A 23,934-nucleotide genomic window follows, 5' to 3' on the forward strand; every position below is an offset into this window, starting at 1 on the left:
CCAGCGCTGACATGGAATTTTCCTCACACATTTACAAACCGTCTGGTCGGTTTGTAGAATGGCAACCTGGAAGCCGTACCAGGCATCCGAAACCCCTCGATCAATGGAATCCAAATGCCTCAATTGACCCAAGCCGTGTGGCGCCACCGACGCGAGAAGATGCTTCGACTCATGGACGAACTGGCTGTGGATGCGCTGATGTTCACCACAGCAGACTTCTTTCAATACGCGACCAATTTCCACACAGACGTCCAGCCGTGGGAGCGCCCGATCTTTGCCGTCATTCCCCGGCACGGCGATGGCTTCTTGATCATGAACGAGCTGTCGACTCACCACATGCGCTTCTCTAAGGAGGCGGAAAAGGTGTGGGTCACCGACGTGACGTTCTACGCCGAGCACCCCATGGTGCAAAACCGGCTACCGCTGATCTCCCAGCTCCCGGAAGTTTTGGCGGACCGGCTGAAGCAGGCCGGCCTTCACCGCGCACGCATTGCAACGGATGGCGCAAGCGGAGTGTTGGCCGCGACCCAGCGCTTGCTGCCCGAGTTGCACATCCGCGTTGCAACGTTGGAGTGCCGCAGCCTGCGTTGGCAAAAGCATGCCGAAGAGCTGGCGGTGATGCATGCCATCGCTGGCCTGTCTGACTGGATCCAGGACCGCTACCGCGAAAACATCAGGCCGGGGCGTCTGGTGCAGGAGCTTGACTGTGCCATGGCAAGTCTGTTGGTGCAGGAGGCCGCTGAACGCTTTCCTGGCGAGCAGTTTGAAGTGGTGCGCTGCTGGACCCTGAGCGGACCAGCATCTGCGTCACCGCACGGCGATGGAGCGTCATGCGGTGCACGTATCAAGGAGGGTGACGTCCTGGTCAACATCGTGATCCCACGCTTGAACGGCCTGACGATCGAAAACGAGCGCACTTGGTTTTGTGGTGCTCCGGATGAACAAAAGAAGGCACTCTGGAAGGCTGCAAGTGACGCCACTGCGGCCGCCATTGACGCAGCCGTCACGGGCAACCCCGTGTGTTGTATCGATGCAGCCGCCCAGGCGGTCATCGAGCGGGCTGGATACGCCGCCTGCATTCGCCATCGCACCGGTCACGCGATCGGGATCGTGCACCACGAATACCCCGAAGACATGGCGTTCAGCCAACGTCCTTTGTTGGACAACGAGGTCTATTCGGCTGAACCCGGTCTGTACATGTACGGCGTCGGGGGCTTCCGCTTGGATGACACGGTCGTCGTCGGCGCCACGCCTCGCGTACTCACGAACACGCCTAAATCACTCGAATACGCCATCGTTGGCTAAAGCGAGGGCCCCTTCATCATGCAACACAAAGGCATCACCATGCTGTCTCGTCGAATCGCCCTGTTCGGGTTCTGCGCATCAACACTTTTGTCTTCGGTCACCGGGTATGCCCAGGGCTTTCCGAACAAGCCCATCAGGATCGTGGTCCCTCAACCCTCGGGATCGGGACCCGATACGCTGGCCAGAACGCTTGGCGACGTGCTCTCAAAAAACATGGGGCAACCGGTCATGATTGAGAACCGTCCAGGTGCAAATGGGTCGCTAGCGGCCAACTACGTGCTCTCGCAACCAGCTGATGGATACACCCTGTTTCTAGCAGGCGTGTCCAATTTGTCTTGGAACCCGCATCTTTACAAGGCGCTGCCCTATCAACCGGCACGCGACTTCGCCGGTGTCGCCGTCATCGCCAACACACCGTTCATCGCTGCGGTCAACTCAAGCCTCGGAGTCAAGACCCTGGCTGACCTGATCAAAATGGCCAAGGCCGAGCCGAATCGATTGAGCTATGCCTCTGCGGGTATCGGCAACTCAACCCACCTTGCCACAGAGTTGCTGAAGTCTCGTACGGGCATCCAACTGCAGCATGTTCCGATCAGTGGCGCAGGCGGACCCAATGCATTGACCAGCGTGATGGCCGGTGACACGCCCGTCATCACCACTGTTCCGGTGGGGCTGGTCCCCCAGGTCAAAGCCGGCAAGCTGGTTGCCCTCGCTGTGACGGGCGAAAAGCGCCTTCCACAGTTGCCTGACGTCCCCACATTCAAGGAACTGGGCATCGAGATGGATGTGCCAGGATGGTATTCCTTGGTAGCTAGGGCAGGGGCTCCATCAGAGGCCATCGACCGGCTGAACGCAGAGGTCAACAAAGCGCTCGACAGTGCCGAAATGAAGGACCGTTTGAGTGGTCAGATGCTGACAGCCGTCAAATCCAAGCCTGCAGACGTTCTACTCATGACCAAGCGTGACTCTGCCGCCTGGGGGCCGATCATTGAGCGCCTGGGCATTGCGCAGTAAGGGACCCAACCATGGAGCGCCAATTTGATGCCCGCGAGCAGGCTGAATACAGCCGCCGCCACAGGGCCCTTGTCGACGCAATCCGCACAGCCGGATTCGAGCACCACGTCGTCACCGGTTCGGAGAACATTTTTTACCTCACAGGAGCAACCTTCGACCCTTTAGAGAGACCGTTTTTTCTCATCGTTGGCGCGAATGGATCGCGCGCAATGCTGGTGCCCATGCTCGAAGTGGATCACATGCACAAAGCCTGGGGCCTGACTCGCGAAGACATCCATTTCTACAGGGAGTATCCGGCGCCGCCAGGTGAGGGATGGTCGGAGCGACTGTTGGAGGGCCAGCTGTTCTCAGGTTCGTTCTCGTTCGATGACGGCACGCCATTCATGATCGGTGAGGTACTGCGCAAAGCAGGAGGTCACCCATCAGACCTTCTGGCTGACATTCGAATGGTGAAGTCGGAGTGGGAGATTGAGCAGATTGAGCGGGCTGCACGCTATGCCGATTGGGGTGTTCTGCAGGTCATGCGTGCCGCTTGGAACGGCGGCTCCGTGGCGGAAACATACGCGCCCACCCAGGCCTTGATGCGAAAGATCATCAGAGAGGTCCCAGACTGGGATGCACTTGCAACCAAGGCGATTGCAGCCGCATGGCCAGCACCGCTGAGTGCTGAACCTCACTCCATTCCGCGCATGGATGACTGTCTGGGTGCGGGGCCCCATGTGGCGATGGTGCTGACTCGAGTCAATGGGTACGCTGCGGAATGCGAACGCACCTTTTTCACTACCGGGCCAACTGCCGAGGAGCGAGAGGTGTTTGCGATCATGACACGTGCTCGGGAACTTGCGTTCCAGATGATCCAGCCCGGCGTGCCTTGCCAGGAAATCGACGCTTCGGTCAACGTGTTCTTGAAAGCCGAGGGCTTTGGTGACTGGCGCACACGACTCCATCGTTGTGGGCACGGCTTCGGGCTGGGAAATCATGAACCGCCATGGATTGCAGTGGGGAGCCCGCACGTGCTCAAAAAGAACATGTTGATCTCAGTCGAGCCTGGGATTTACACAACGGGCGTCGGCGGTTACAGGCACTCAGATACCGTTCTCGTAACCGAACACGGCTACAGATGCCTGACTCAAGCGCCTATCGCCATTGAAGCACTGGTGATGCGCAAGAAAACTCTTCGCCATGGCTTGAGAAGCTTTCTGACAAAGCGTGCGCTGGGCCTGACTACCCAATGAAATGCACTCCGAAAAAGTCAACAACCCTAGACATCAGGTTCGCTAGAAGCAAAAACAGGGGTCTAATTTTTCTGCTGGTTCATGTGACAAGCCTCATGTCTATGGCGCACAGGCTCAAACGCTGCTGAGCTCCATCAGCAACGCCTTGGCAGGCACCGTGTCTCCGACCTTCACGTGAACCGAGGCCACAGTACCATCGCGCTCGGCCATGAGCAGGCTCTCCATCTTCATGGCCTCGATGTTGGCCAACACATCCCCCTTCAACACCTTTTGACCTGCCTTGACGGCGATGCGTGCCACCGAGCCGGGCATTGGCGCAGCTACGTGATGGGGATTGCCCTCCTCAGCTTCTGGCAAGGCCTTAGCACTGGCCAATGCACCGGCCTTGGCGATTCGCACCAGACGCGGCTGACCATTGAGTTCAAAGAACAGACGGCACTGTCCCTGGTCATCTGCCGGCGTCCGGCCCTCGACGCGCACTTGCAGAGTCTTGCCCTGGTCGATGGTGACGGCAATCTCCTCGTGGTCCCGCAAGCCGTAGAAGTAGGCCGGGGTCGGAATGCGGCTCACATCGCCATACTGGCTTCGGTGTTTCGCGTAGCCCTGATAAACCTTGGGGTACATGAGATAGGAGGCCAGTTGCTGATCATCGACTGCATGGCCGACCAGCTTGCGGGCTTTCTCGCGCTCAGCCTCGAGGTCCACCGCAGGCAGGTGTTCACCTGGGCGCCCCTCCAGAGGGGTGGCACCCTTGAGCACCTTGCGCTGCAAGGCAGCAGGGAAGCCATCAGCCGGGAAGCCCAGCTCACCGCGCATGAGCTGCACAACTGATTCGGGGAATGCGATCTCTTTGTCCGGATGTAGGATGTCCTTGGGCGAGAGTTCGCTGGCCACCATGAACAAGGCCATGTCGCCCACCACCTTGGAGGTCGGGGTGACCTTCACGATGTCGCCAAACAGCTGGTTGACTTGGGCATAGGCCTCGGCGATCTCTGGCCAGCGGTGCTCGATGCCCATGGATCGCGCCTGCTCGCGCAGGTTGGTGTACTGACCACCAGGCATCTCATGGCGATAAACGTCGGAGGTGCCGCTGCGGATGTCGCTCTCGAAGGGCAGGTAGTAGCGCCTTACCCCCTCCCAGTAATGAGACAGTCCTCTCAGGGACTTTTGGCTAACGCCCGGGTCGCGGGGATGCCCCTCCAGGGCCGCGACGATACTGCCCAGGTTGGGCTGAGACGTCAGGCCGCTCATGGCGTCCATGGCGCCATCGACGATGTCGCACCCCGCCTCAATCGCAGCCAGAACACTGGCACCTGACAGCCCGCTGGTGTCATGGGTATGGAAGTGGATGGGCAGCCCCACCTCCTCCTTCAGGGCACGTACCAGCGCGCTTGCCGCATGTGGGCGACAGACGCCGGCCATGTCTTTGATGGCCAATATGTGAGCACCGGCTGCCTTGAGCTCCTTGGCCAAATGGACGTAGTACGCCAAGTTGTACTTCGCGCGCTTCTCATCAAAGAGATCTCCTGTGTAGCAGATGGCCGCCTCACACAAGGCCCCTGTCTCCCACACCGCCTCCATCGCCACCCGCATGTTGTCCACCGAGTTGAGTGAGTCGAAGACACGGAACACGTCGACCCCCCCTTGGCCGCCTGCTGCACAAAGAAGCGCACCACGTTGTCGGGGTAGTTGGTGTAACCGACCGCGTTGGAGGCACGCAGGAGCATCTGCAGCAATACATTGGGCACTGCTTGACGCAATTGGGCCAGCCGATCCCAGGGGTCTTCGTTGAGGAAGCGCAGTGCCACGTCAAAGGTGGCGCCACCCCAGCATTCCAACGAGAACAGGTCGGGCATCAACCGGGCGTAATGCGGGGCAATGTCCACCATGTCTTTGCTGCGCATCCGAGTTGCCAACAGAGACTGGTGGGCATCACGCATCGTTGTGTCGGTCAAGAGCACGCGCTGCTGGGCCAGTACCCATTGACTGAAGGTATCGGGCCCCAGGCTCTTCAGCAACTGACGAGTGCCCTCAGCGGGCATAGCGGTCAGATCGCAGACCGGCTTCACCGGCATCGATACGGGCAATGTCGGTAGAGTGCGGCCTTTCATTTCTGGATGGCCGTTGACACTCACCTCGCCCAGGTATTTGAGCAGCTTGGTGGCTCGGTCTCGACGTGGTTTGAACTTGAGCAGTTCAGGTGTCTGGTCAATGAAGCGTGTGGTGCACTCGCCGCTCTTGAACAATGGATGAGCGATGACGTTTTCCAGGAAGGCCAGATTGGTAGCCACACCCCGAATGCGGAACTCACGCAGTGCCCGATCCATGCGCGAGATGGCATCGTCGGCGTTGCTGCCCCAGGATGTGACCTTGACCAATAAGCTATCGTAGAACGAAGTGATCACCGCTCCCGAATACGCAGTGCCACTGTCCAGGCGAAGGCCAAATCCGCCACTGGATCGGTAGGTCGAGAGGCGACCATAGTCAGGTGTGAAGTTCTTCTCTGGGTCTTCAGTCGTCACACGACATTGCAGAGCATGACCATTGCAGCGAATGTCGTCCTGGATAGGCACGAACCCACCGTCGACCCCAACCTTTGCACCTTGAGTCACCGCAATCTGAGCCTTGACCAAGTCGATCCCTGTGACCTGCTCGGTCACGGTGTGTTCAACCTGAATGCGAGGGTTGACCTCAATGAAGTAGAAGGCCCCGGTGTCGGCATCCATCAGGAACTCAACCGTGCCAGCATGGGTGTAGTTGACGGCATGGGCCAGCTTGAGAGCCGCCTGGCACAGAGCGTGGCGGGTCGATTCGCTCAAGTAAGGTGCCGGCGCACGCTCAACAACTTTCTGGTTGCGGCGCTGTACCGAGCAATCGCGCTCATACAGATGAACCAGGTTGCCATGGCGGTCACCAAGGATCTGCACTTCAACGTGGCGAGCCCGCTGGACCAGTTTCTCCAGGTAAATCTCGTCATTGCCAAACGCGGTCTTTGCCTCGCTCCGAGCCACCGGCATCTGGGTGAGCAATTCAGCCTCGCACTGGATGATGCGCATGCCGCGACCGCCCCCACCCCAACTGGCTTTGAGCATGACGGGGTAGCCGATTTGGGCCGCCATTGCGCATGCCTCAACGGCATCGAAGGGAAGTGGCGGCGTGGCTGGCATCACCGGTACGCCTACCGACTGTGCCAAGTTGCGCGCTGCCACCTTGTTACCCAGAGTTCGCATCACATCGCCCTTGGGGCCAATGAAGGCGATGCCAGCGGCCTCGCATGCGTCAGCAAAGTCGGGGTTTTCGGAGAGAAAGCCATAGCCCGGATGGACAGCGTCCACACCCGCTAGTGTGGCTGCGCGGATCACCTCAGCAATGTCGAGATACGCGGCAATCGGCTTTTGCCCCTCACCAACCAGATAAGCCTCGTCGGCCTTGAAGCGATGCAAAGCAAATCGATCTTCATGGGAGTAGATCGCGACCGTGCGCATACCCATCTCTGTGGCGGCGCGCATGACGCGAATGGCGATCTCTCCTCGGTTGGCAATCAGGATGGACCGGAGGGTTCGTTGTTTCATGAAAGAAGACACTCAGAGTTTAAAAACCGTCGCAATGGCACCAGCGTTCTGCGGCGCCACCAAAAGCTCTGACTGGAATTCGCCTAAGGCAAATGCCCGGGTTGTATCGGGAACAAAGTGGCATCTTCCAACGCCATGAGCCTCAAAATTTGTACAGGGATGTCGGGTTGTCCACCAATATCCGGCGTCTGAGACCTTCTTCCGGTGCCCAACGCGCCATCAGGTCGAACAGGGCTGCGTCGTTGGGCTTATCTGACTCGGTCACATGAGGCCAGTCTGATCCCCACACCGCACGCTCTGGATGAGCCTTGAGTAGGCGCTGCACAAACGCATCCAAATCACAGTACAGAGGGTGATCGTTGGATGCGACGTAAGCGCCTGAAAGCTTGATCCAGGCTTGGCCTCGATCCAATAATCTCAAAAGCTGTTTCTCTACGTCTTGGGAAATAAACGGCGCCGTGTTGATCCTGGCCAAGTGGTCTATCACGATAGGAACAGGCAACGCGGCAAGGCGATCCACCAATCCCAAGAAGACGTCAGCGCTCATGTGCAACTGAATATGCCAACCAAAATCCTTGATCTGCTGCGCTACTGACTCCAGCATTTCGTCGTGCGTCGCGCCTTTTTGAACAAGGTTGAACCTGGTGCCAACCACACCTCGTGCACTCATTTCAGCTAGGGTCTCAGCTTTGAAAGTCGCGTCAACAACCGCAACCCCGCGCGCAGCTTGCCCCATTTGGTCCAAACCACTGAAAAGCACACGGTGATCAAGACCATAGCTAGAAGGCTGGACCACCACGCATCGCTGCAATCCGAGTCGTGCCTGAAGCTTCCGATAGTCCTCGACGGTGGCGTCCGGATGGGTTAGTGCATTGGGCGAGATAAACGGAAACCGGTTGTCGAACAAGTGCATGTGGCAGTCACATGCATTCTCTGGGGGTGTGAATGCAGGCCTGTCGGTGCCAGCTGAATAGGGAACAGAATGAGACATGGCCTGCTCGTTTCAGTTACTTGGGAACTACTCCGGCGCGATGCCAAAACTCATAGGACGCAGCCACTTCCTTGGCTGACTCATCCAGATCAGCTGGAGCGATTTCGAGCGACATATCCGCCACCTTGATCTGGACGTCTTTGTCCGCCAATGTTGCACGCAACGCTGCGTTGAACTTTTCCGCCAAAGGCTTAGGCAAGCCTTTCGGAGCGAAGAAAGCGTTGAAGCTGTTGACACTCACTCCAGGGAAGCCTTGCTCCTCGAAAGTCGGTACCTGAGGCATGAATGCCGAGCGCTTGCCGCCAGAGATGGCAAGGATGCGAACTTTTCCGCCCTTGAGCATTTGCAGGCCTTCGGGTTCGCCCGTGACCCCGGCGGCGAGATGTCCTCCGATCAGTTGCGGCATCAGAGCTGCAGAGCCGCCGAACGCGGCGGAGGCCATCTTGATGTTGGCCTTTTTGGATAGGGCAGAGCCAATGATGTCGGGCACACCACCTTGCAGAGGAACGCCATAGTTGCCTTGAGTTGAATCCCTTCTGACCAGCTCAACGAATTCATTCAAGGTCTTGGCTTGGCTGCTGAGAGGCACTGCAAAGGTCCACTGGAATCGGGCCACCTGCCCTACTGCAACAAAGTCCTTGAGGGCGTCGTAGTTAGCAGACGGCGTCATGAGTGGCACCACCACCACAGAATGATCCAGTGCCAGCAAGAACGTAGTTCCATCCGCGGGTGCAGTTTTGACGTAAGCCGTGCCTAGTTGACCACTTGCTCCCGGCTTGTTCTCCACCAGAACCGGTTGCCCCAATTGCTTTGACAATCCGGGAACCAACAAACGGGCCACCACGTCAGTTGCACCGCCCGGGGCGAACGGCACCACGATCTTGATGGGGCTCTTGAACTCTTGTGCCCAGGCATTGGTTCCAATCGCCAGTCCGGCGAATAGTGCGATCATTATTTTTTTCATGCTTGTCTCCTTGTCGGGCTTTCTAGACTGAGCTCACTCAACCTTGGCACCGGTCTCGCGTACCACTGTTGCCCAACGGGTACCTTCGGATTTCATGTAGTCGATGTATTGCTTCTGGGTGCCGCCCAGGATCACAGACCCTTTCTCGGTCAGGCGGGCACGGAGACCAGGGTCAGCCAACGACTTTTGCAATGCGTTTTGCAGCTTGTCGACCACGTCTGCCGGGGTCCCCTTAGGCACCATCAACCCTTGCCAAGCACCCATGTCCATGGAGCTTTTGCCAGAGACTTCGCGCATTGTCGGCACCTCGGGTAGCAGCAACGAACGCTTCTCGCTGGTCACAGCCAGCGGTCGAAGCGCGCCACTCTTGATGTGGGGCGTCACTTCATTGACAGGTAGGAACATGAAATCAGTTGCACCACCGATCAAATCCGTGATCGCTGGTGCGCTTCCCTTGTATGAAATGTGTGTTGCGCTGACGCCCACTTCTTTGAGAAACAAGGCGCCTGCCAAGTGAAGCAGAGCCCCAGTTCCGGATGACCCGAAATTAGCTCGTCCCTCGCGGCCTTTGCCCCAAGTGATGAACTCCGCGAGCGTCTTCGCTGGAACAGCGTTGTTCACGACCAGGACCAGGGGGATGGTTGCGGTCAGAGAAATTGGAACGAAATCCGTGTAGGGGTCGAATCCGGGATTGGCATACAACGACGGGGCCAGCACCACTGCCGACGTCGCATAAAACACCGTGTAGCCATCTGGCGCAGACTTCTTGACCTCAATCGCACCAATGTTCCCGCCGGCCCCCCCCTTGTTCTCAATGATGACCGTCCCGCCCAACTCTTTCCCAAGTTGCTGGGCGACAGAGCGTGCATTGATATCAGCGGAGCCACCGGGTGGGAACGCCACGACCATCCTGATCGGCTTATTGGGATAGCTCGGCTCCGCCGCATGCGTGACCTGTAGTGCCGCGAGAAGCGAGAGGCCGAACGCCACTGCGACTTTCGAGAGATTGCGCATATTTGTCTCCGTGTTGTATTTGGTGTGCCTATCAGACGATGCCAAATCGCTTGAGGGTTTCGCCCAAATTGAGTAACTCCAGAGTGTTGGATGCCCCAGCTTCGATGGCCTCTCGTTGCTTGACCTCCTTCTCTTCTCGGGCAAGGCTGCTGGCAATGGCAGAGTCGACTTCATCTTGGGCCACCACGACCAAGCCGTCACGGTCACCGACGATGATGTCGCCCGGGCGGATCACGACATCACCGATGCTGATCGGGACATTCACCTTGCCAGGCTGATTCTTGCCAGTGCCCTTGATGGAGAGCCCGCGGCAGAAAACGGGGAAGCCCAAGTCGATGATGAGATTGGCATCACGTACACAACCGTTGATGACCAATCCGGCAATACCCAGCTTGATGGCCTGCAAAGTCAGGACGTCGCCCCATGGACCAGCCTCCATGAAGCCTTTGGCGTCGACCACCAACACATCACCGGGCTTGGCCTGAAGGACCGCGTAATGCAGCATCAGGTTGTCTGCGGGACGCACATCGACGGTCAGCGCGGGGCCTGCCATGCGCACGGTCGGATCGATGGGCTTCATACCGTGATCGAGAGCCCCTTTGGCTCCTTGTGCTTCGTAAATGGTGGCGGTGCCCAGGTCACGCAGTTGGGTGAGCTTGTCTTTGGAAATCATGTCTGTCCTTGATGTCGGTAAGTAGGTGAATGGGGTTCAGGCTTGAGCTTTGTTGTGTGTCAAGAGCCATTGAAGTGCCTGGTCGATATTGGGATCAGGTATCTCCAAAGGATGGGCCTCGAGCTTTTGGGCGGTATCCAGGAATCGCTGCTCCACCCCAGGAAGAACAAGGGACGTCAGGCCCTGTGCGTTCAACTCGTTGTTGGCGTCGTGAACCTCATGGGCGCGGCGCTTGGCATGAATGACATGTGTACGAACCAGCATGTCTATGAAACTTCGCAAGGGGGTTTGATCGATGTCGCTGAGCTGTGCATACAGTTGCTCGCGCACCCCCTGCTTCTCGGCGCTGGTTAGCAACTCCACACTCAAAGCCTCCATCCCCTTGGTGAAGACACTGCGCAAAATCTTGAGAGAGATCGCATCGCCTGCACGGCCGTCTTGGATGACTTGCACGCGTGCCCCAGCTGCCTCTAGCAAGGCCTTGAGCTCTACAGCGCCATGGCCTGCTGCCAACAGTGGCGTGCGCACCCAATTCAAACTGATGGCCCCCATGATGGCTGTGTCGACATAACGCAAGCCATGCCGAGAGGCAAGATTTGCCGCATTGCGCTTGACCTCTGGACTTGCGGTAGTGAGGTCTGCCAATCCTGCAGCTGGGCGAGCGAACTTCACAACGTGTGACGTGACATTCAAAGCTTGCGCTCCGGTGACACATGAAAGGACCCAGTCGGCGGAACTCAGCCAATCCCCAACCCCAGGATGCAGGGACAAACCCAATTGTGTGGATAGCTCATGAGCTGCGGCTGAGGGTCTTGCCTCGCACAGCAGAAGTTCAAAGCCCGCTTCGTGCAGAGGCTTGGCATAGCAGCGGCCCACTTCACCCAAGCCAATGATGGCCATTCGAGTACGTTTCTGATTCATGGCGCAAGAATACAAAAAAAGTACAAAGTAGTCCACTTGCACCAGGGTTTACACCTATAAATCCCGATTTAAGAACATTATTTATACATTTCTGACGCCAAACGACGCTGATCTGTGGCCTTCTAAAATGGACTCCGAACACGCTCACGAAAGAAAAGGCGACGATGAAACAAGGCTCAGACAAGGCATATGAAGTGCTACGCCAACGACTGGTTGGTGGGCACTACAAGCCAGGAACACAACTCAAGGAAGAGCCGCTGGCCCGAGAGTTTGGGTTGAGCAGGACCCCTGTCCGAGCCGCACTGAAGCGCCTGGTTGTCGACGGACTGGCTACAGCGGATGCCGGGCAAGGCATTCATGTCGCTCAATGGAGCGACTGGGACATCGAAGAGACCTTTCAACTGCGCATGCTGCTGGAGCCCTACGCCGCTTGCCTGGCAGCCGAGCGAGGAGGTACCGCGTTGGTGGCAAAGCTCAAAGCAAGCAATGAGCAGATGGCTGCCGCAATCGCAGCAAACGGAGACGAATCCATAGCTCAAATCCAGGATTCAAACAGAAGCTTTCACCGAGCTTTGCTGGATGCCTGTGCGGCTCCACGGCTGCAGACCATTTTGGAGACAATGATCGACATGCCGATCATCGTGAGATCGTTCTATCTGTCCACGCGCAGCGAGTTGGAGCAAAGCTTGCACCACCACCAAGATCTGACGGTGGCCGCAGAAGCTGGCGATGGCGAGTTGGCTCGACAAGTCATGCGACTGCACTTGCGCATGTCCTACCACCGATTCATGGTGCACCGCGATCAGTACCGTGGCAGCTCGAGCGTTGCCATGAATAACACGACGCCAAATTGACGCAACATTCCGAGGATGCACATGCGGCCCGGGTATGTCAGTAGCGAATTTGTCCGTCCGCGCCGATGACCAACAAATCCGCGTAACTGCTGCCCTCGTGTTGAACAACTGAGTAGTCCACCACATAGCCGCCGAGGTCAAAGCGTCCTTGAATCGCCCCGGGGGGTTCCTTCAGATGGTTCGTTGATGTTTCAGAGGGCTTTAGCACCCCTTCGCGACTGACAGAGCCAGTGTCTCGCCAAGAGAATGACGACAGGCTGTACCAGTTCGATGAGCTCTTGCGGAAATTTCGAACATATTGAGCCTGGAAGATCTTCAGTTGCTTGAGGCGGTGCGAGTCACCGGCAGCCTGTCGCGCGCTGCTGACCGACTCGGCAAGGCGGCGTCCACCGTGTCCTATGCCGCGCGCCAACTCGAGTAACGGCTGGATGCCTTGCTGTTTGACCGGGCCGGCTACCGCATTGCCCTGACACCCGCCGGCCTGCTGCTGGTAGAGCAAGGTGCGCAATTGCATGCGCAGGCGCGTCGCCTCACCGATCGCGTCAAGCAGGTGGCGCGGGGCTGGGAGTCCGAGCTGCGCATCGTGACCGATGAGCTGGCCAACATCGAGGCGCTGCTGCCGCTGGTGAGTGGTTTCGACGCACTGAACAGCGGCGTGGCCCTGCGCATCACCCACGAGGTGTTGGGCGGCACCTGGGAAGCACTGCTGGACCACCGAGCCGATCTGGTGGTGGCCGCCACCAACGAGCCCCCGGCGATGGCGCATTTGCAGTGGTTTGAATTGGCTCAGTTGAAGTGGGTGTTCGCGGTCTCGCCACGGCACCCCCTGGCTGACGAACAACAGCCCCTCTCCACAGAGGCCATTGGCGCCCATCGACACGTGGTGGTGGCAGATACCTCCCGCCTGGCCATCGCCCGCAGCTACGGCGTGCAAGCCAGCCAGGATCGGCTCGCCCTGCCCAGCATGCGCGCCAAGATCGCGGCCCAGGTGGCGGGCTTGGGCGTGGGTTGGCTGCCCCTTGAAAAGGTACGGCCCCACCTTGAACAAGGCACGCTGGTCGCACTGAGCACGCAAGACCCACGCGAGCCCAACCAGCTGTTTGTGGGCTGGCATTCGAACCGGGCCGGGCCCGCTCTGCAATGGTGGGTTGAAAAGCTGCGTGATCCGCGCTTGGTGGCGCCGCTGCTGCAAGTGAGCTGAACCGCAAACCTGCCGGCGCAGCCACCGATGCCGGGCCGGCCGTCAGGCTGAAGGGTGCGGCGCCTTAGCCAGCGGTGTGGCGGCCAGCGATGCCAGCAGCGCGTCTCGGCTGGCGCTCAGGATTTCTTCGGCCAGCGCTGAATCGTCCGGACAGGCGCGCGACATGATGAGGGCGCCCACCGCTTGCGAGAGCAGGTTCAAGGTCTTGGCCCGTGACGCTGGTGTGGGGGCGACCGCGTCGTCGTGGGCTTCTGCCGTGGCGCCATGGCCGCCGTTCAACGCCGCCACCAGGCTTTCTATCCCGCTTGCAAAGGCGGCCCGGACGGCGTCAGGCTGACGTGCCGCATCACCCCCCAAGGCGGCCATGGTGCAGCCGGCGCCTCGGCCGTCGCGATGCTCACGTGACACGTAGGAGCGGACGAAGTCCGCGGGATCCACACCGCCCTCGGTCAAGGCCACGGTGCGCGCGATGCCACAAGCCGTCGATTCGGCAATCAGCTCGGCCTTCGAGGCGAACTGCTTGTAGAAGCCGCCGTGGGTCAACCCCGCCGCGGCCATCAGATCGGCCACCCCAACACCGTCATAACCGCGCTCACGAAACAGCTGAGACGCGGTTTCAACCACCCGCGCCCGATTCGCCTGCGCCTGTGCTTTGGAGACTTTCATCGTGGGCCTGCCTTGAGGTACTGCATGGCGGCAATTCTATATTGATGTCGAACATCATCAAAATATTGACTTTTTAGATTACGACCGTCATCATTGACGCATGGCAGCGCCAAAACAGGCACTGAACCATGACTGCCAACCCAACCCCGCCGGGATTCGTGAACCCCCGGCCTTCTTTGCCAGGAGCCTTCGAACATGAGCAACGCACTCTCCACCACACTGCCCACCGTCCTCGTCACCGGTGCCTCCAGCGGCATCGGCGCGGTTTACGCCGAACGCTTTGCCCAGCGTGGGCACCCGCTGATTCTGGTCGCCCGTGACAAAGCCCGGCTCGATGCGCTGGCGGCCAAGCTCAGCGCGGCGCACCAGGTGGCGGTGGACGTGATCCAGGCCGACCTCACCCAGCAGAGCGATCTCGCTGCGGTCGAATCCCGCCTGCGCGACGACAGCCGCATCGGCATCCTGATCAACAACGCGGGCATGGCCCAGACGGGCCACTTTCTGCAGCAAACCGCGCCAGACATCGAGCGCCTGATCACCCTCAACACCACCGCCCTGACCCGCCTGGCCGCCGCCATCGCCCCGCGCCTGGTGCAGGCTGGCACCGGCGCCATCGTGAACATCGGCTCGGTGGTGGGCCTGGCCCCCGAGTTCGGCATGACGCTCTATGGCGCCACCAAGGCCTTTGTGCAGTTCCTGTCGCAAGGCCTGCACCTGGAGCTGTCGCCCAAGGGGGTGTATGTGCAAGCCGTGCTGCCGGCCGCCACGCGCACTGAGATCTGGCAGCGCTCCGGCATCGACGTCAACACCCTGCCCGAGGTCATGGAGGTGGACGAGCTGGTGACCGCCGCCCTGATCGGCTACGACCGCCGCGAGCTGATCACCATCCCGCCGCTGCATGTGGCCGAACGCTGGAGCGCGCTGGAAGGCGCCCGTCAAGGGCTGCTGTCCGACATCCGGCAGGCCCGCGCGGCCGACCGCTACCAGCCCCAGGCCTGAGCACGCCAGCCTTGGCCACCAGGAACAGCGTCATGTCCAACCAGCGATTGAAATCACCCCTCCAGGCACTGGCGCTGTCGGCCGTGCTGGCTGCCACCAGCGTGATGGCCGCACCCGCATCATTGCCAGCGCAGCCCAGCCCCGCGACGCCAGCCGCAGCCCGGCAGCTGCAGCAGCCCACCTGGAAGACCGTGCCCACGCAAACCCTCACGGCCGGCGACGTGCGCTTTGCCTACCGTGAACTCGGCCAGCAAAACGGCGGCACGCCCGTGCTGCTGCTCGCCCACCTGGCGGCCGTGCTCGACAACTGGGACCCGCGCATCGTCGACGGGCTGGCCGCGAGGCACCACGTCATTGCCTTCGACAACCGGGGCGTGGGCGCCTCCACCGGCGCCCCGGCCAACACCATCGAGCAGATGGCCGACGACGCCATCCGCTTCATCGAGGCCAAAGGCCTCCAGCAGGTCGATCTGCTCGGCTTCTCGATGGGCGGCATGATCTCGCAAGAAATCGTGCTGAAAGCGCCGCAGCGGGTTCGCAAGATGATTCTGGCGGGCACAGGCCCGGCCGGGGGCCAGGGCATCAGTGCCGTGGCCGGGGTGGCCAACTACGACCTGATCCGGGCCACCCTCACCGGCCAGGATCCGAAGCAATACCTGTTCTTCACGCGCAGCGCCAAAGGCATCGAAGCAGGCCAGGCCTTTCTGGCCCGCCTGCAAGAGCGCAGCCAGCAGCGTGACGCCGACATCGCCATTGGGGCCTATGTGGCCCAGTTGCAGGCCCTGGCCACCTGGGGCCAGAAGCGGCCGGCCGACCTCTCGGCCATCCAGCAACCGGTGCTGGTGGTCAACGGTGACGACGACCGCATGGTGCCCACCCGCAACACCTACGACCTGGCCAAGCGCTTGCCCCATGCGCAGTTGATCATCTGCCCGGATGCGGGGCACGGTGGTATTTTTCAGTACCACGAAGACTTCGTGACCCAGGCACTGGCCTTTCTGGCGAACTGAGGCCGCAGGCTTTGCCCCCCACCACCCAGTCACCTGCCCCTCACCACAAGCATCACCGGAACACGGCCCGCCCTCACGGCGGCCCCAGCCAACATGAAAGCACTTACCTTCAAACGCTATGGCAAATCGCCCGACATCGGGTTCTCGCATGTGGCGCAACCTGCGCTGCAGCCCGACGAGATCCTGGTGCAGGTTCACGCCGCCGGCCTGAACCCCATCGACAACATGGTGCCTGCCGGCACCTTCAAGCCCGTGCTGCATTTCAAGCTGCCGGCCACCCTGGGCAGCGATCTGGCAGGCGTGGTGGTCGAGGTCGGCGGCCGCGTGACCCGCTTCAAACCGGGTGACGAGGTCTATGCCAGCCTGTTCGACACAGGCAAGGGCAGCCTCGCCGAGTGGGCCGCCGTGCCCGAGAGCGCCGCTGCGCTGAAGCCAGCCAACCTCGACTTCGTTCAGGCGGCCTCCATCCCCATGGTGGCGCTCACCTCGTGGCAAGCCATGAAAGAGCGCATGAACCTGCAAGCCGGCCAGAAAGTGTTCATCCCCGCAGGCTCTGGCGGCATCGGCACCCTGGCCATCCAGTTGGCCCACCATTGGGGCGCCAAGGTGGGTACCACCGTCAGCACGGGCAACGTCGAACTCGTTCGCAACCTGGGGGCCGACGAGATCATCGACTACAAGAAGCAGGCGTTCGACCAGGTGCTGAGCGGCTACAACGCGGTGCTGGGCACTATCAGGGGCGACGCCATCGAAAAATCACTGAACATCCTGAAGCCCGGGGGGCGGATCGTCTCGCTCATCGGGCCCCTGGATGTGGCCTTTGCCAAGGCCAAGAAGCTGAACTTCATCCTGCGCTTCGTGTTCAGCCTGATGAGCCGCAAGATCCGGAAGCTGGCCAAAAAACAGGGCGTGGATTACGGCTTTCTGTTCGTGCGCCCTGACGGCCACCAGCTTGCAGACATCGGCGCGCTCCTCGAAGCCGGGCACATCCAGCCCGTGATCGACAAGGTGTTTGCCTTTGACCAGGCCAAGGAGGCTTTGGACTACCTTGCGCAGGGGCGGGCGAAAGGGAAGGTGGTGGTGAAGGTCAGGTGAGGCCGCCCCAGGGCCCGCGTTGTGCCCCCGGGGCCACACCAGCCAACACTCGGCTTGCGCCCTGGGCGCCAAGCCACTCAGCTGCGCCAGGCCGCGCGCTCACTCAGGCTTGAAACCCGCGGCCTTGAGCAGCTCGCTTCCTTGCAGCACTTCTGAGGCGATGAAGCGCTTGAATTGCTCCGGCGTCTCGCTGACCGGCTCAATGCCCAAGGCGCTGTAGCCGCCTGATCGGCCAATCTCGGCCACCGCCGCATTGATGGCCTTGTTCAAGCTCATCACCCGCTCAGGCGGCGTACCGCGAGGTGCCCAGACGCCATACCAGGAGGCATAGGCATACTGGCCCAGCCCGCTCTCAGCCAGGGTGGGAACCTCAGGGGCCAGTGCACTGCGCTTGCTCGACGTGACCGCAATGGGCCTGACCTTTCCCGACTTGGCCAAAGGCAGCAAAGAGATCATGGAATCCAACAGCATGTCCACATGGCCCCCGGCCACATCCACCAGAGCCGGTTGCGTGCCCTTGTAGGCCACATACGTTAATTTGAGCTGCCCCATGCGTGCCATGAGCAGGGTGGCCAGATGGCTGGGTGCGCCCGCTGCGGGTATGCCGGCTGTCCACCCCTCCGGCTTGGCGCGAGCAGCCGCCAGCACGTCTGACAGCTTTCTGGCCTCCAGGTCGGGGGCGATCACCAGCATCAGGGGCGCTTCGCCGACGCGGCCAATCGGCACGAAGTCGGCCTGCGGATCGTAAGGCGGGTTTTTCAGCACCTGGCGCGCGTAGATGTGGGTGGCCGCTGAGAACAACAGGGTGTATCCGTCGGCAGCGGCAGTCTGGACATACTTGCCCCCCAGGGTGCCGCTGGCGCCGGCGCGGTTCTCAACAATCACCGGCAAGCCCAATTGCTTGCCCAGTTGGTGGGCCAGAAGGCGGGCTGCGGAATCCACACCGCCACCGGCAGCAAACGGCACGACGATGCGCAACAGGCGGTCGGGCTCGGGAAAGGTGGCCGCCTGGGCCAGGATCGGGCCGGCCAGGCCCGCCAAGGCGCCCAGCATCTGTCTTCTTGATGTCTTCATTCTTGTCTCCAGGGTTGTCACGCTATCAGGTCAAGCCGGTTGTTCACACCGGTCTGCGCCGGCTGCGGCGTCGGGCCATCACGTCGAGGGTGCTTTCGAGCACCTCGCGGTCCATGCCTCGTGTGATGAACACCAGGCGGGTGCTGTGGTCTTCAGAAGGCCAGGCCGGCAGGTATTCGGGGGGGTGGAACAGGTGCTGCACGGCATGGACCACCATCGGCGTACCAGGCGACTGCGCCGTCTGCACCAGGCCCTTGAAGCGCAACAGCTTCTCGCCCTGCGACGCCACTACCAGATCCAGCCATTGGGCAAAGCCCTCCAGGTCGAGCGGCTCATGGCGCACCAACACAAAGCTCTGCACATCCGACAGGTGCGCAGGCGGGTCGCTCTCTGCCGCTACCGGGTGGTAGAAGTGAGGACTGCCGGGTTCGGCGGAATCGGGCCCGGGCACCAGCAGCTGCCTGCGCAAGAGCGCCAGCAGGTACTCCATATCACTTCGGTCAGCCTGCCGCACGCGGGCTGCCGGGTTGAGTTGTGCCAGGCACTGCAGCAAGGGCGCTGTAGCGCTCGGGTCAGGCAGCAGGTCCAGCTTGGTGAGCCACACCTCATCGGCGGCCGCCAGTTGGGCCAGGGCCTCGGGATGCTGTTCGAGGCTTTGCATGCCCAGCACGGCATCGACGGTGCAGAGCACCGTGCCCAATCGGTAGCGCTGCGACAGCACAGGGTCCATCATCAGGGTGCGCAGTATCGGGCCCGGCTCCGCCAGCCCACTGGTCTCGATCACCACCCGCTGGATCGTGTGGCCAGGGCGGTCCAGCAGGGCTCCGAGTGCCTTCAACAAGTCACCCCGAACAGCGCAACACAGGCAACCGTTGGGCAGCAGCACCACGTCGTCGGCTGAGGCAGCCGTGAGCAGTTCATGGTCCAGGCCGGTTTCACCAAACTCATTGACGATGACGGCGGTTCCCACCAGGTCGGCAGACGACAGCAGTCGGTTCAGCAGCGTGGTCTTGCCGCTGCCCAGAAAGCCGGTGAGCACGCTGACCGGCACCCGAGGCCCCAAAGGCTGTGCCTGGGCCTGCAGCAGGGCAGAGAAGTGCCCGTTCATGTTCCGGTCCCCCCGCCATGCAGCGCCTTGAACGAGGTCAGGGTCTTGTCGATGCGGGGCAGCACCCAGTCGCACACCGGCGCAGGCAGCTCGCCCTCGCTGGCTTGCTGCAACAGCACCAGCAGGGGTGAAGGCGGCCAGCCCGCAGCCTGATGGCTGCGGAAGTACGCGGCCACCGCGGGCAGATCACTGCGCAACGCGGCATCCTCGAGGTAGTCGACGATGTCGAGCTCGAAGTCCTCCAGGCGCAGGCTGATGCCCCCCGCCCCGCAACCACAGGACATGCCCAGGGCCACGTGACGGATCGCCAGCTCGCTCCACAGGCTCACCAGCCTGGCCGCCTGCATCCGCTGCTCTTCGGCCATGGCGAGGCTCACTGGCCGGCCCAGGCCACGGGGTCGGTGGTCGCCACCTCGCCGGGAGGCTGCGCGCGCAAGGCCCGGGTGGCCTCGGCATCGACCTGGCCCCGTGCATCCAATGCCACACGATAGACCTGGCGCGCCACCTCGGCACTCACATAGCCCTCGCGCACATCCTCGGCCACGCTCTCCAGATCGCGCGCCAGCGGGTTGCCGAAGCCACCCCCGCCACCCGACAGCATCTTGTAGGCGTCGCCACGTTCAAGGCGCACGTTGAAGATCTTGGCGTTGGGGTGGTCGGTCTTCCACTCGCCCTTGTGGCGCACGGCCAGCCCGTTGCCCATGGCGTCGCCGCCCCCGTCCAGGCCCCAGGGCTTGCAATGCACGCGGTCGATCCGGGTGGTGACGGTGAAGGGCGACAGCGCCTGCACCACCATCTCGGCCCCCAGGCCCCCCCGGTACTGGCCAGCACCGGCTGAGTCACGGCGGATCTCGTACTTTTCGACCAGCACCGGGTACTTGGCCTCCAGCTGCTCGGTGGGGCTGTTGTGGGTGTCGCCATCGTTGATGCAGACGGTGACCGATACGCCGTCCTCCTTGCTCTTGGCGCCCCAGCCGCCGCCCAGTGGGCCGATGCCGACAATGAACAGGCGCCCATCCTCCGGGCTGATGCCATGGATGTTGGGGAACACCAGATCGGCATGGTGGCCGGCAATCGAACGATCAGGAATGGCCGGTGCCAGCGCCTTGAAGATGGTGTCGATCACCGTCATCGGGAAGGTCATCCAAACCCGCATCGGGTACGGGCGCTCCGCGCTGATGACCGTGCCCATCGGCATGATGACCTTGAGCGGTCGGAACGAGCCATCGTTCACCGGGTAATCCGTGGGCGTGGTCAGGCACTTGTAGGCCACCTGGGCGCAGGCGATGCCGGTGGTAAAACCTGAGTTGTAGAAGCCACGCACCTGCTTGCTGACGTCCGACAGGTCCACCGTCATCTCGTCGCCGGACACCGTCACCTTGACGCGGATCGGAATGCGCTTGCCGATCTCCAGGCCATCGTCGTCCATGAACGATTCAGCCTCGTAGACGCCATCGGGAATCGACAAGGTGTTCTGACGGGCCACGGCCTCGCTCGAGTCCATGATCTGTGCGATGGCCCCGTTCACGGCTTGGGGTCCATAGCGCTGCAGCAGTTCGACATAGCGGCGCTCACCCGTGGTGATGGCCGTGATCTGGGCCCGCAGATCGCCCAGCGCCCGCTCGGCGAGCCGAACGTTCATGGCGATGATGTCCACCAGATCCTGGTTGACGACACCTTCTCGCTGGTACTTCATGATGGGGATCTGGATCCCCTCGCTGAAAATGTCGGTGGTGACATTGCCCAGCGTGCCGCCCACATCCAGCCAGTGCGCCATGCAGCAGGTGAAGCCTTCCAGACGGCCTTCATGGAACACCGGCATCGTGAACGTGAAGTGGTTCAGGTGACTGCCCGTGGTGTAGGCATCATTGGTCACCAGGATGTCGCCGGGGCGAATGTTCTCGTACCCGAAGTGCCTGATTTTCGCCTTCACGGTCTCGGACATCCCGCGGATGAACATCGGCAGCCCCAGCCCGATCGAGACGGTGTCGCCCTCCTTGGTGAACAGCCCGACCGTGAAATCCAGGGCCTCATAGATGATGAGGTTGTAGGCGGTTCGGGTCAGGTTGGTCTTCATCTCTTCCGTCACGGCATACAAGCCATTGCGGATGATCTCTACGGTGACCGGGTCCACGGTCTTGAGCTCAGCGCTGGTGTTCATGTCCGGTCACTCCCAATCTCGATTTGCAGGTTGCCAAGTTCGTCGACGCGCAGCGAGTCGCCCGGCTGCACCACGGTGGTGGAGGCGTGCTCCTCGATCAGGGCCGGGCCCACGATCTCGTTGCCCGCCAGCAGGCGATCGCGCAGGTACACCGGTGTGTCGGCCCAACCCGAGGATCGGAAGTAAACCGGCTTGATGGACCGCACGGCCGCGGGCTCGGGCCTCGCAGCGCCTTGCGCCACGCTGTGCTTGGGCGGCTTCTTCATCGTGCCCAGCACGGTTACGCGCAAACTCACCAGGTCAGCAGGCTCCTGGGGGGCCGAGGTACCGTAGCGCACCTGGTGGAGCTGATCGAACTGCTGTTTGATGGCGGCCCGGTCCTTGCCCTCAAAAAAGGCCAGCGGCAAGTCCACCGTCACGGCATGCTCCTGCCCCACGTAGCGCATGTCGGCGGCCCGTTCGATCACCACGCCATCGGCCTGCACCCCGGACTGGGCCAGCGCGGCGCGCCCCTCGTCTTCCATCTTCTGGTAGGCCGCCTCGATCTCGTCAAACGAGACGTCGTTGAGCTTGCGGAACACCGAGCGCACGTAGTCGTAGCGCAGGTCAGAAAACAACATGCCGTAGGCCGAGAAATAGCCCGGGGCATACGGAATGAGTACCTTGCGAATGCCGATCTCGCGCGCGATCGCCGAGGCATGCAAGGGGCCCGCGCCACCGTAGACCACCATGGTGAAGCTGCCCGCGTCCAGGCCGCGCTCGGTCGTGACGGCCTTCACGGCATGCGACATCTGGGTCACGGCGATCTGCAGAATGCCGTCGGCCGCCTTGGTGGCATCCAGCCCCAGCGGCGTGGCGATGCGCTCGCGCATCTGGCGCTGGCAACCGGCCAGATCGAGCTTGAGTTCACCGCCGAGGAAGTTGTCGGCGTCGAGACGGCCCAGCACCAGATTGGCATCGGTCACCGTGGGCTCGGTGCCCCCACGCCCATAGGCCACCGGCCCGGGGATGGAGCCGGCGCTTTGCGGGCCCACGCGCAGGGCGTTACCCGTTTCAATCCGGGCGATCGAACCGCCGCCCGTGCCCACCTCATGGATGTCCATCATCGGGATCTGGATCGGCAGGGCACGCTCGTAGCCACCGATCAGGGCCGAGCCCGTGGTCAAAGGACGGCCTTCGCTGATGACGCCGGCCTTGGCCGTGGTGCCGCCCATGTCGAAGGCAATGGCATCGCCCATGCCCAACTGGGCACAGATGGCCTGGGCACCGATCACCCCGGCGGCCGGCCCCGATTCGAGCATGCGCACACAGCCCACCTTGGCGTGCTCCACCGGGAACAGCCCACCGGTGGATTGCACGATGTAGAAATCGCCCTCGAAGCCTTGCTCGCCCAGGTGGCTTTCGAGCTGGCCCAGGTACTCTGACACCCGGGGGCCGACATAGGCATTGGCCACGGCGGTCGAGACCCGCTCGAACTCGCGGTATTCCTGGCTCAGCTCATGCGAGGCGCAGACAAAGGAGCCTGGCAGTTCCTCTTGAAGGATCTGCTTCACGCGCTGCTCATGCGCCGGGTTGCGGTAGCTGTGCAGCAACAGCACGGCCACGGCCTCGATGCCTTCGCCCTTGAGCTCACGCGCCAGTTCACGCACGGCCGCCTCGTCCAGCGGCTTGTGGATGCTGCCGTCGGCACGCAGGCGCTCGGCCACCTCAAAGCGCAGCGAGCGCTTGACCAGGGGCTGATGCTTGTTGAAGAACAGGTTGTAGGCGTCCGGGCGATTGACGCGCCCGATCTCGTAGATGTCACGGAAGCCCTCGGTGATCAGCAGCGCCGTCTTGGCACCGTTGCGCTCCAGCAGCGTGTTGATGGCAATGGTGGAACCATGCAGAAACAGGTGGCCGTCACGCCAATCGATCTTGGCGCTGTCGATCGTGGCCTGAATGCCGGTGACCAGCTCGCCGTGGGTGGACAAGGCCTTGCCGAACAGCAGGCGGCCACTGGCTTCGTCAAAGGCCGCCATGTCGGTGAAGGTGCCGCCGATGTCGACAGCAATGCGCAATTGGGGTTTGGATGTCATGG

General features: G+C 61.5%; 18 protein-coding genes and 2 pseudogenes. 8 read left to right on the plus strand and 12 right to left on the minus strand.

Features of this window, described 5'->3' with window-relative positions; genetic code table 11:
* The first annotated feature begins 114 nt into the window (after positions 1 to 114).
* The 3 genes from AC07PT_RS20595 to AC07PT_RS20605 are packed head-to-tail and all read left to right on the plus strand — an operon-like array spanning position 115 to position 3,554.
* Positions 115 to 1,305 (plus strand): M24 family metallopeptidase, encoded by a 1,191-nt coding sequence (locus AC07PT_RS20595; protein ID WP_494657928.1) that lies wholly within the window; start codon positions 115 to 117, stop codon positions 1,303 to 1,305.
* An 18-nt stretch (positions 1,306 to 1,323) separates the two neighbouring features.
* On the plus strand, positions 1,324 to 2,319 hold the full coding sequence (locus tag AC07PT_RS20600; RefSeq protein ID WP_494657929.1) for a Bug family tripartite tricarboxylate transporter substrate binding protein: 996 nt from the start codon (positions 1,324 to 1,326) through the stop codon (positions 2,317 to 2,319).
* Positions 2,320 to 2,330: 11 nt separating this feature from the next.
* Positions 2,331 to 3,554, plus strand: a complete 1,224-nt coding sequence (locus AC07PT_RS20605; protein ID WP_494657930.1) for a M24 family metallopeptidase — start codon at positions 2,331 to 2,333, stop codon at positions 3,552 to 3,554.
* 114 nt (positions 3,555 to 3,668) lie between these two features.
* Here AC07PT_RS20605 and AC07PT_RS20610 read toward each other — a convergent pair.
* The 6 genes and pseudogenes from AC07PT_RS20610 to AC07PT_RS20635 all read right to left on the minus strand — a co-directional run bounded on the left by AC07PT_RS20610 (position 3,669) and on the right by AC07PT_RS20635 (position 11,689).
* Positions 3,669 to 7,126, minus strand: a pseudogene (locus tag AC07PT_RS20610) (pyruvate carboxylase).
* A 142-nt stretch (positions 7,127 to 7,268) separates the two neighbouring features.
* A complete protein-coding gene (locus AC07PT_RS20615) occupies positions 7,269 to 8,039 on the minus strand; it encodes an amidohydrolase family protein (protein ID WP_494657931.1) in 771 nt (256 codons plus the stop codon).
* A gap of 94 nt (positions 8,040 to 8,133) precedes the next feature.
* On the minus strand, positions 8,134 to 9,081 hold the full coding sequence (locus tag AC07PT_RS20620) for a tripartite tricarboxylate transporter substrate-binding protein (RefSeq protein ID WP_494657932.1): 948 nt from the start codon (positions 9,079 to 9,081) through the stop codon (positions 8,134 to 8,136).
* A gap of 33 nt (positions 9,082 to 9,114) precedes the next feature.
* A complete protein-coding gene (locus AC07PT_RS20625; protein WP_494657933.1) occupies positions 9,115 to 10,095 on the minus strand; it encodes a Bug family tripartite tricarboxylate transporter substrate binding protein in 981 nt (326 codons plus the stop codon).
* Between the two features lie 31 nt (positions 10,096 to 10,126).
* On the minus strand, positions 10,127 to 10,768 hold the full coding sequence (locus AC07PT_RS20630; protein WP_494657934.1) for a 4-carboxy-4-hydroxy-2-oxoadipate aldolase/oxaloacetate decarboxylase: 642 nt from the start codon (positions 10,766 to 10,768) through the stop codon (positions 10,127 to 10,129).
* A gap of 36 nt (positions 10,769 to 10,804) precedes the next feature.
* Positions 10,805 to 11,689, minus strand: coding sequence for an NAD(P)-dependent oxidoreductase (locus tag AC07PT_RS20635; protein ID WP_494657935.1), 885 nt, complete (start codon positions 11,687 to 11,689; stop codon positions 10,805 to 10,807).
* Between the two features lie 164 nt (positions 11,690 to 11,853).
* Between AC07PT_RS20635 and AC07PT_RS20640 the strand changes: the two genes are divergently transcribed.
* A complete protein-coding gene (locus tag AC07PT_RS20640) occupies positions 11,854 to 12,543 on the plus strand; it encodes a GntR family transcriptional regulator (RefSeq protein ID WP_492347536.1) in 690 nt (229 codons plus the stop codon).
* Between the two features lie 295 nt (positions 12,544 to 12,838).
* Positions 12,839 to 13,744, plus strand: a pseudogene (locus tag AC07PT_RS20645) (LysR family transcriptional regulator).
* Between the two features lie 42 nt (positions 13,745 to 13,786).
* Here the strand turns inward: AC07PT_RS20645 and AC07PT_RS20650 are convergent.
* Entirely contained in the window at positions 13,787 to 14,410 is a 624-nt protein-coding gene (locus tag AC07PT_RS20650; protein WP_492347533.1) for a TetR/AcrR family transcriptional regulator, read from the minus strand.
* Positions 14,411 to 14,605: 195 nt separating this feature from the next.
* On the opposite strand from AC07PT_RS20650, the gene AC07PT_RS20655 reads away from it, so the two are divergent.
* From AC07PT_RS20655 to AC07PT_RS20665, 3 genes are all read left to right on the plus strand, one after another.
* Entirely contained in the window at positions 14,606 to 15,409 is an 804-nt protein-coding gene (locus tag AC07PT_RS20655) for an SDR family NAD(P)-dependent oxidoreductase (protein ID WP_494657936.1), read from the plus strand.
* Between the two features lie 32 nt (positions 15,410 to 15,441).
* On the plus strand, positions 15,442 to 16,419 hold the full coding sequence (locus AC07PT_RS20660; protein WP_494657937.1) for an alpha/beta fold hydrolase: 978 nt from the start codon (positions 15,442 to 15,444) through the stop codon (positions 16,417 to 16,419).
* Between the two features lie 93 nt (positions 16,420 to 16,512).
* Positions 16,513 to 17,514: an NADP-dependent oxidoreductase gene (locus AC07PT_RS20665; protein ID WP_494657938.1), complete on the plus strand. Its 1,002-nt coding sequence runs from the start codon at positions 16,513 to 16,515 to the stop codon at positions 17,512 to 17,514.
* Positions 17,515 to 17,613: 99 nt separating this feature from the next.
* Here AC07PT_RS20665 and AC07PT_RS20670 read toward each other — a convergent pair whose 3' ends face one another.
* Genes AC07PT_RS20670 through AC07PT_RS20690 form a run of 5 tightly spaced genes read right to left on the minus strand, consistent with a single transcriptional unit; the run spans position 17,614 to position 23,932 of the window.
* Positions 17,614 to 18,588, minus strand: a complete 975-nt coding sequence (locus tag AC07PT_RS20670; protein WP_494657939.1) for a Bug family tripartite tricarboxylate transporter substrate binding protein — start codon at positions 18,586 to 18,588, stop codon at positions 17,614 to 17,616.
* Positions 18,589 to 18,631: 43 nt separating this feature from the next.
* Positions 18,632 to 19,696, minus strand: a complete 1,065-nt coding sequence (locus tag AC07PT_RS20675) for a CobW family GTP-binding protein (protein WP_494657940.1) — start codon at positions 19,694 to 19,696, stop codon at positions 18,632 to 18,634.
* Positions 19,693 to 20,061, minus strand: coding sequence for a hypothetical protein (locus tag AC07PT_RS20680; protein WP_492347527.1), 369 nt, complete (start codon positions 20,059 to 20,061; stop codon positions 19,693 to 19,695). The genes AC07PT_RS20675 and AC07PT_RS20680 overlap by 4 nt, the downstream gene beginning before the upstream one ends.
* Before the next feature lie 8 nt (positions 20,062 to 20,069).
* Positions 20,070 to 21,857: a hydantoinase B/oxoprolinase family protein gene (locus AC07PT_RS20685; RefSeq protein WP_492347526.1), complete on the minus strand. Its 1,788-nt coding sequence runs from the start codon at positions 21,855 to 21,857 to the stop codon at positions 20,070 to 20,072.
* Positions 21,854 to 23,932, minus strand: coding sequence for a hydantoinase/oxoprolinase family protein (locus AC07PT_RS20690; RefSeq protein ID WP_492347525.1), 2,079 nt, complete (start codon positions 23,930 to 23,932; stop codon positions 21,854 to 21,856). Before AC07PT_RS20690 ends, AC07PT_RS20685 begins: the two co-directional genes overlap by 4 nt.
* Positions 23,933 to 23,934 lie beyond the last annotated feature (2 nt).

This window comes from Curvibacter sp. GW821-FHT09D12, from assembly GCF_059416245.1.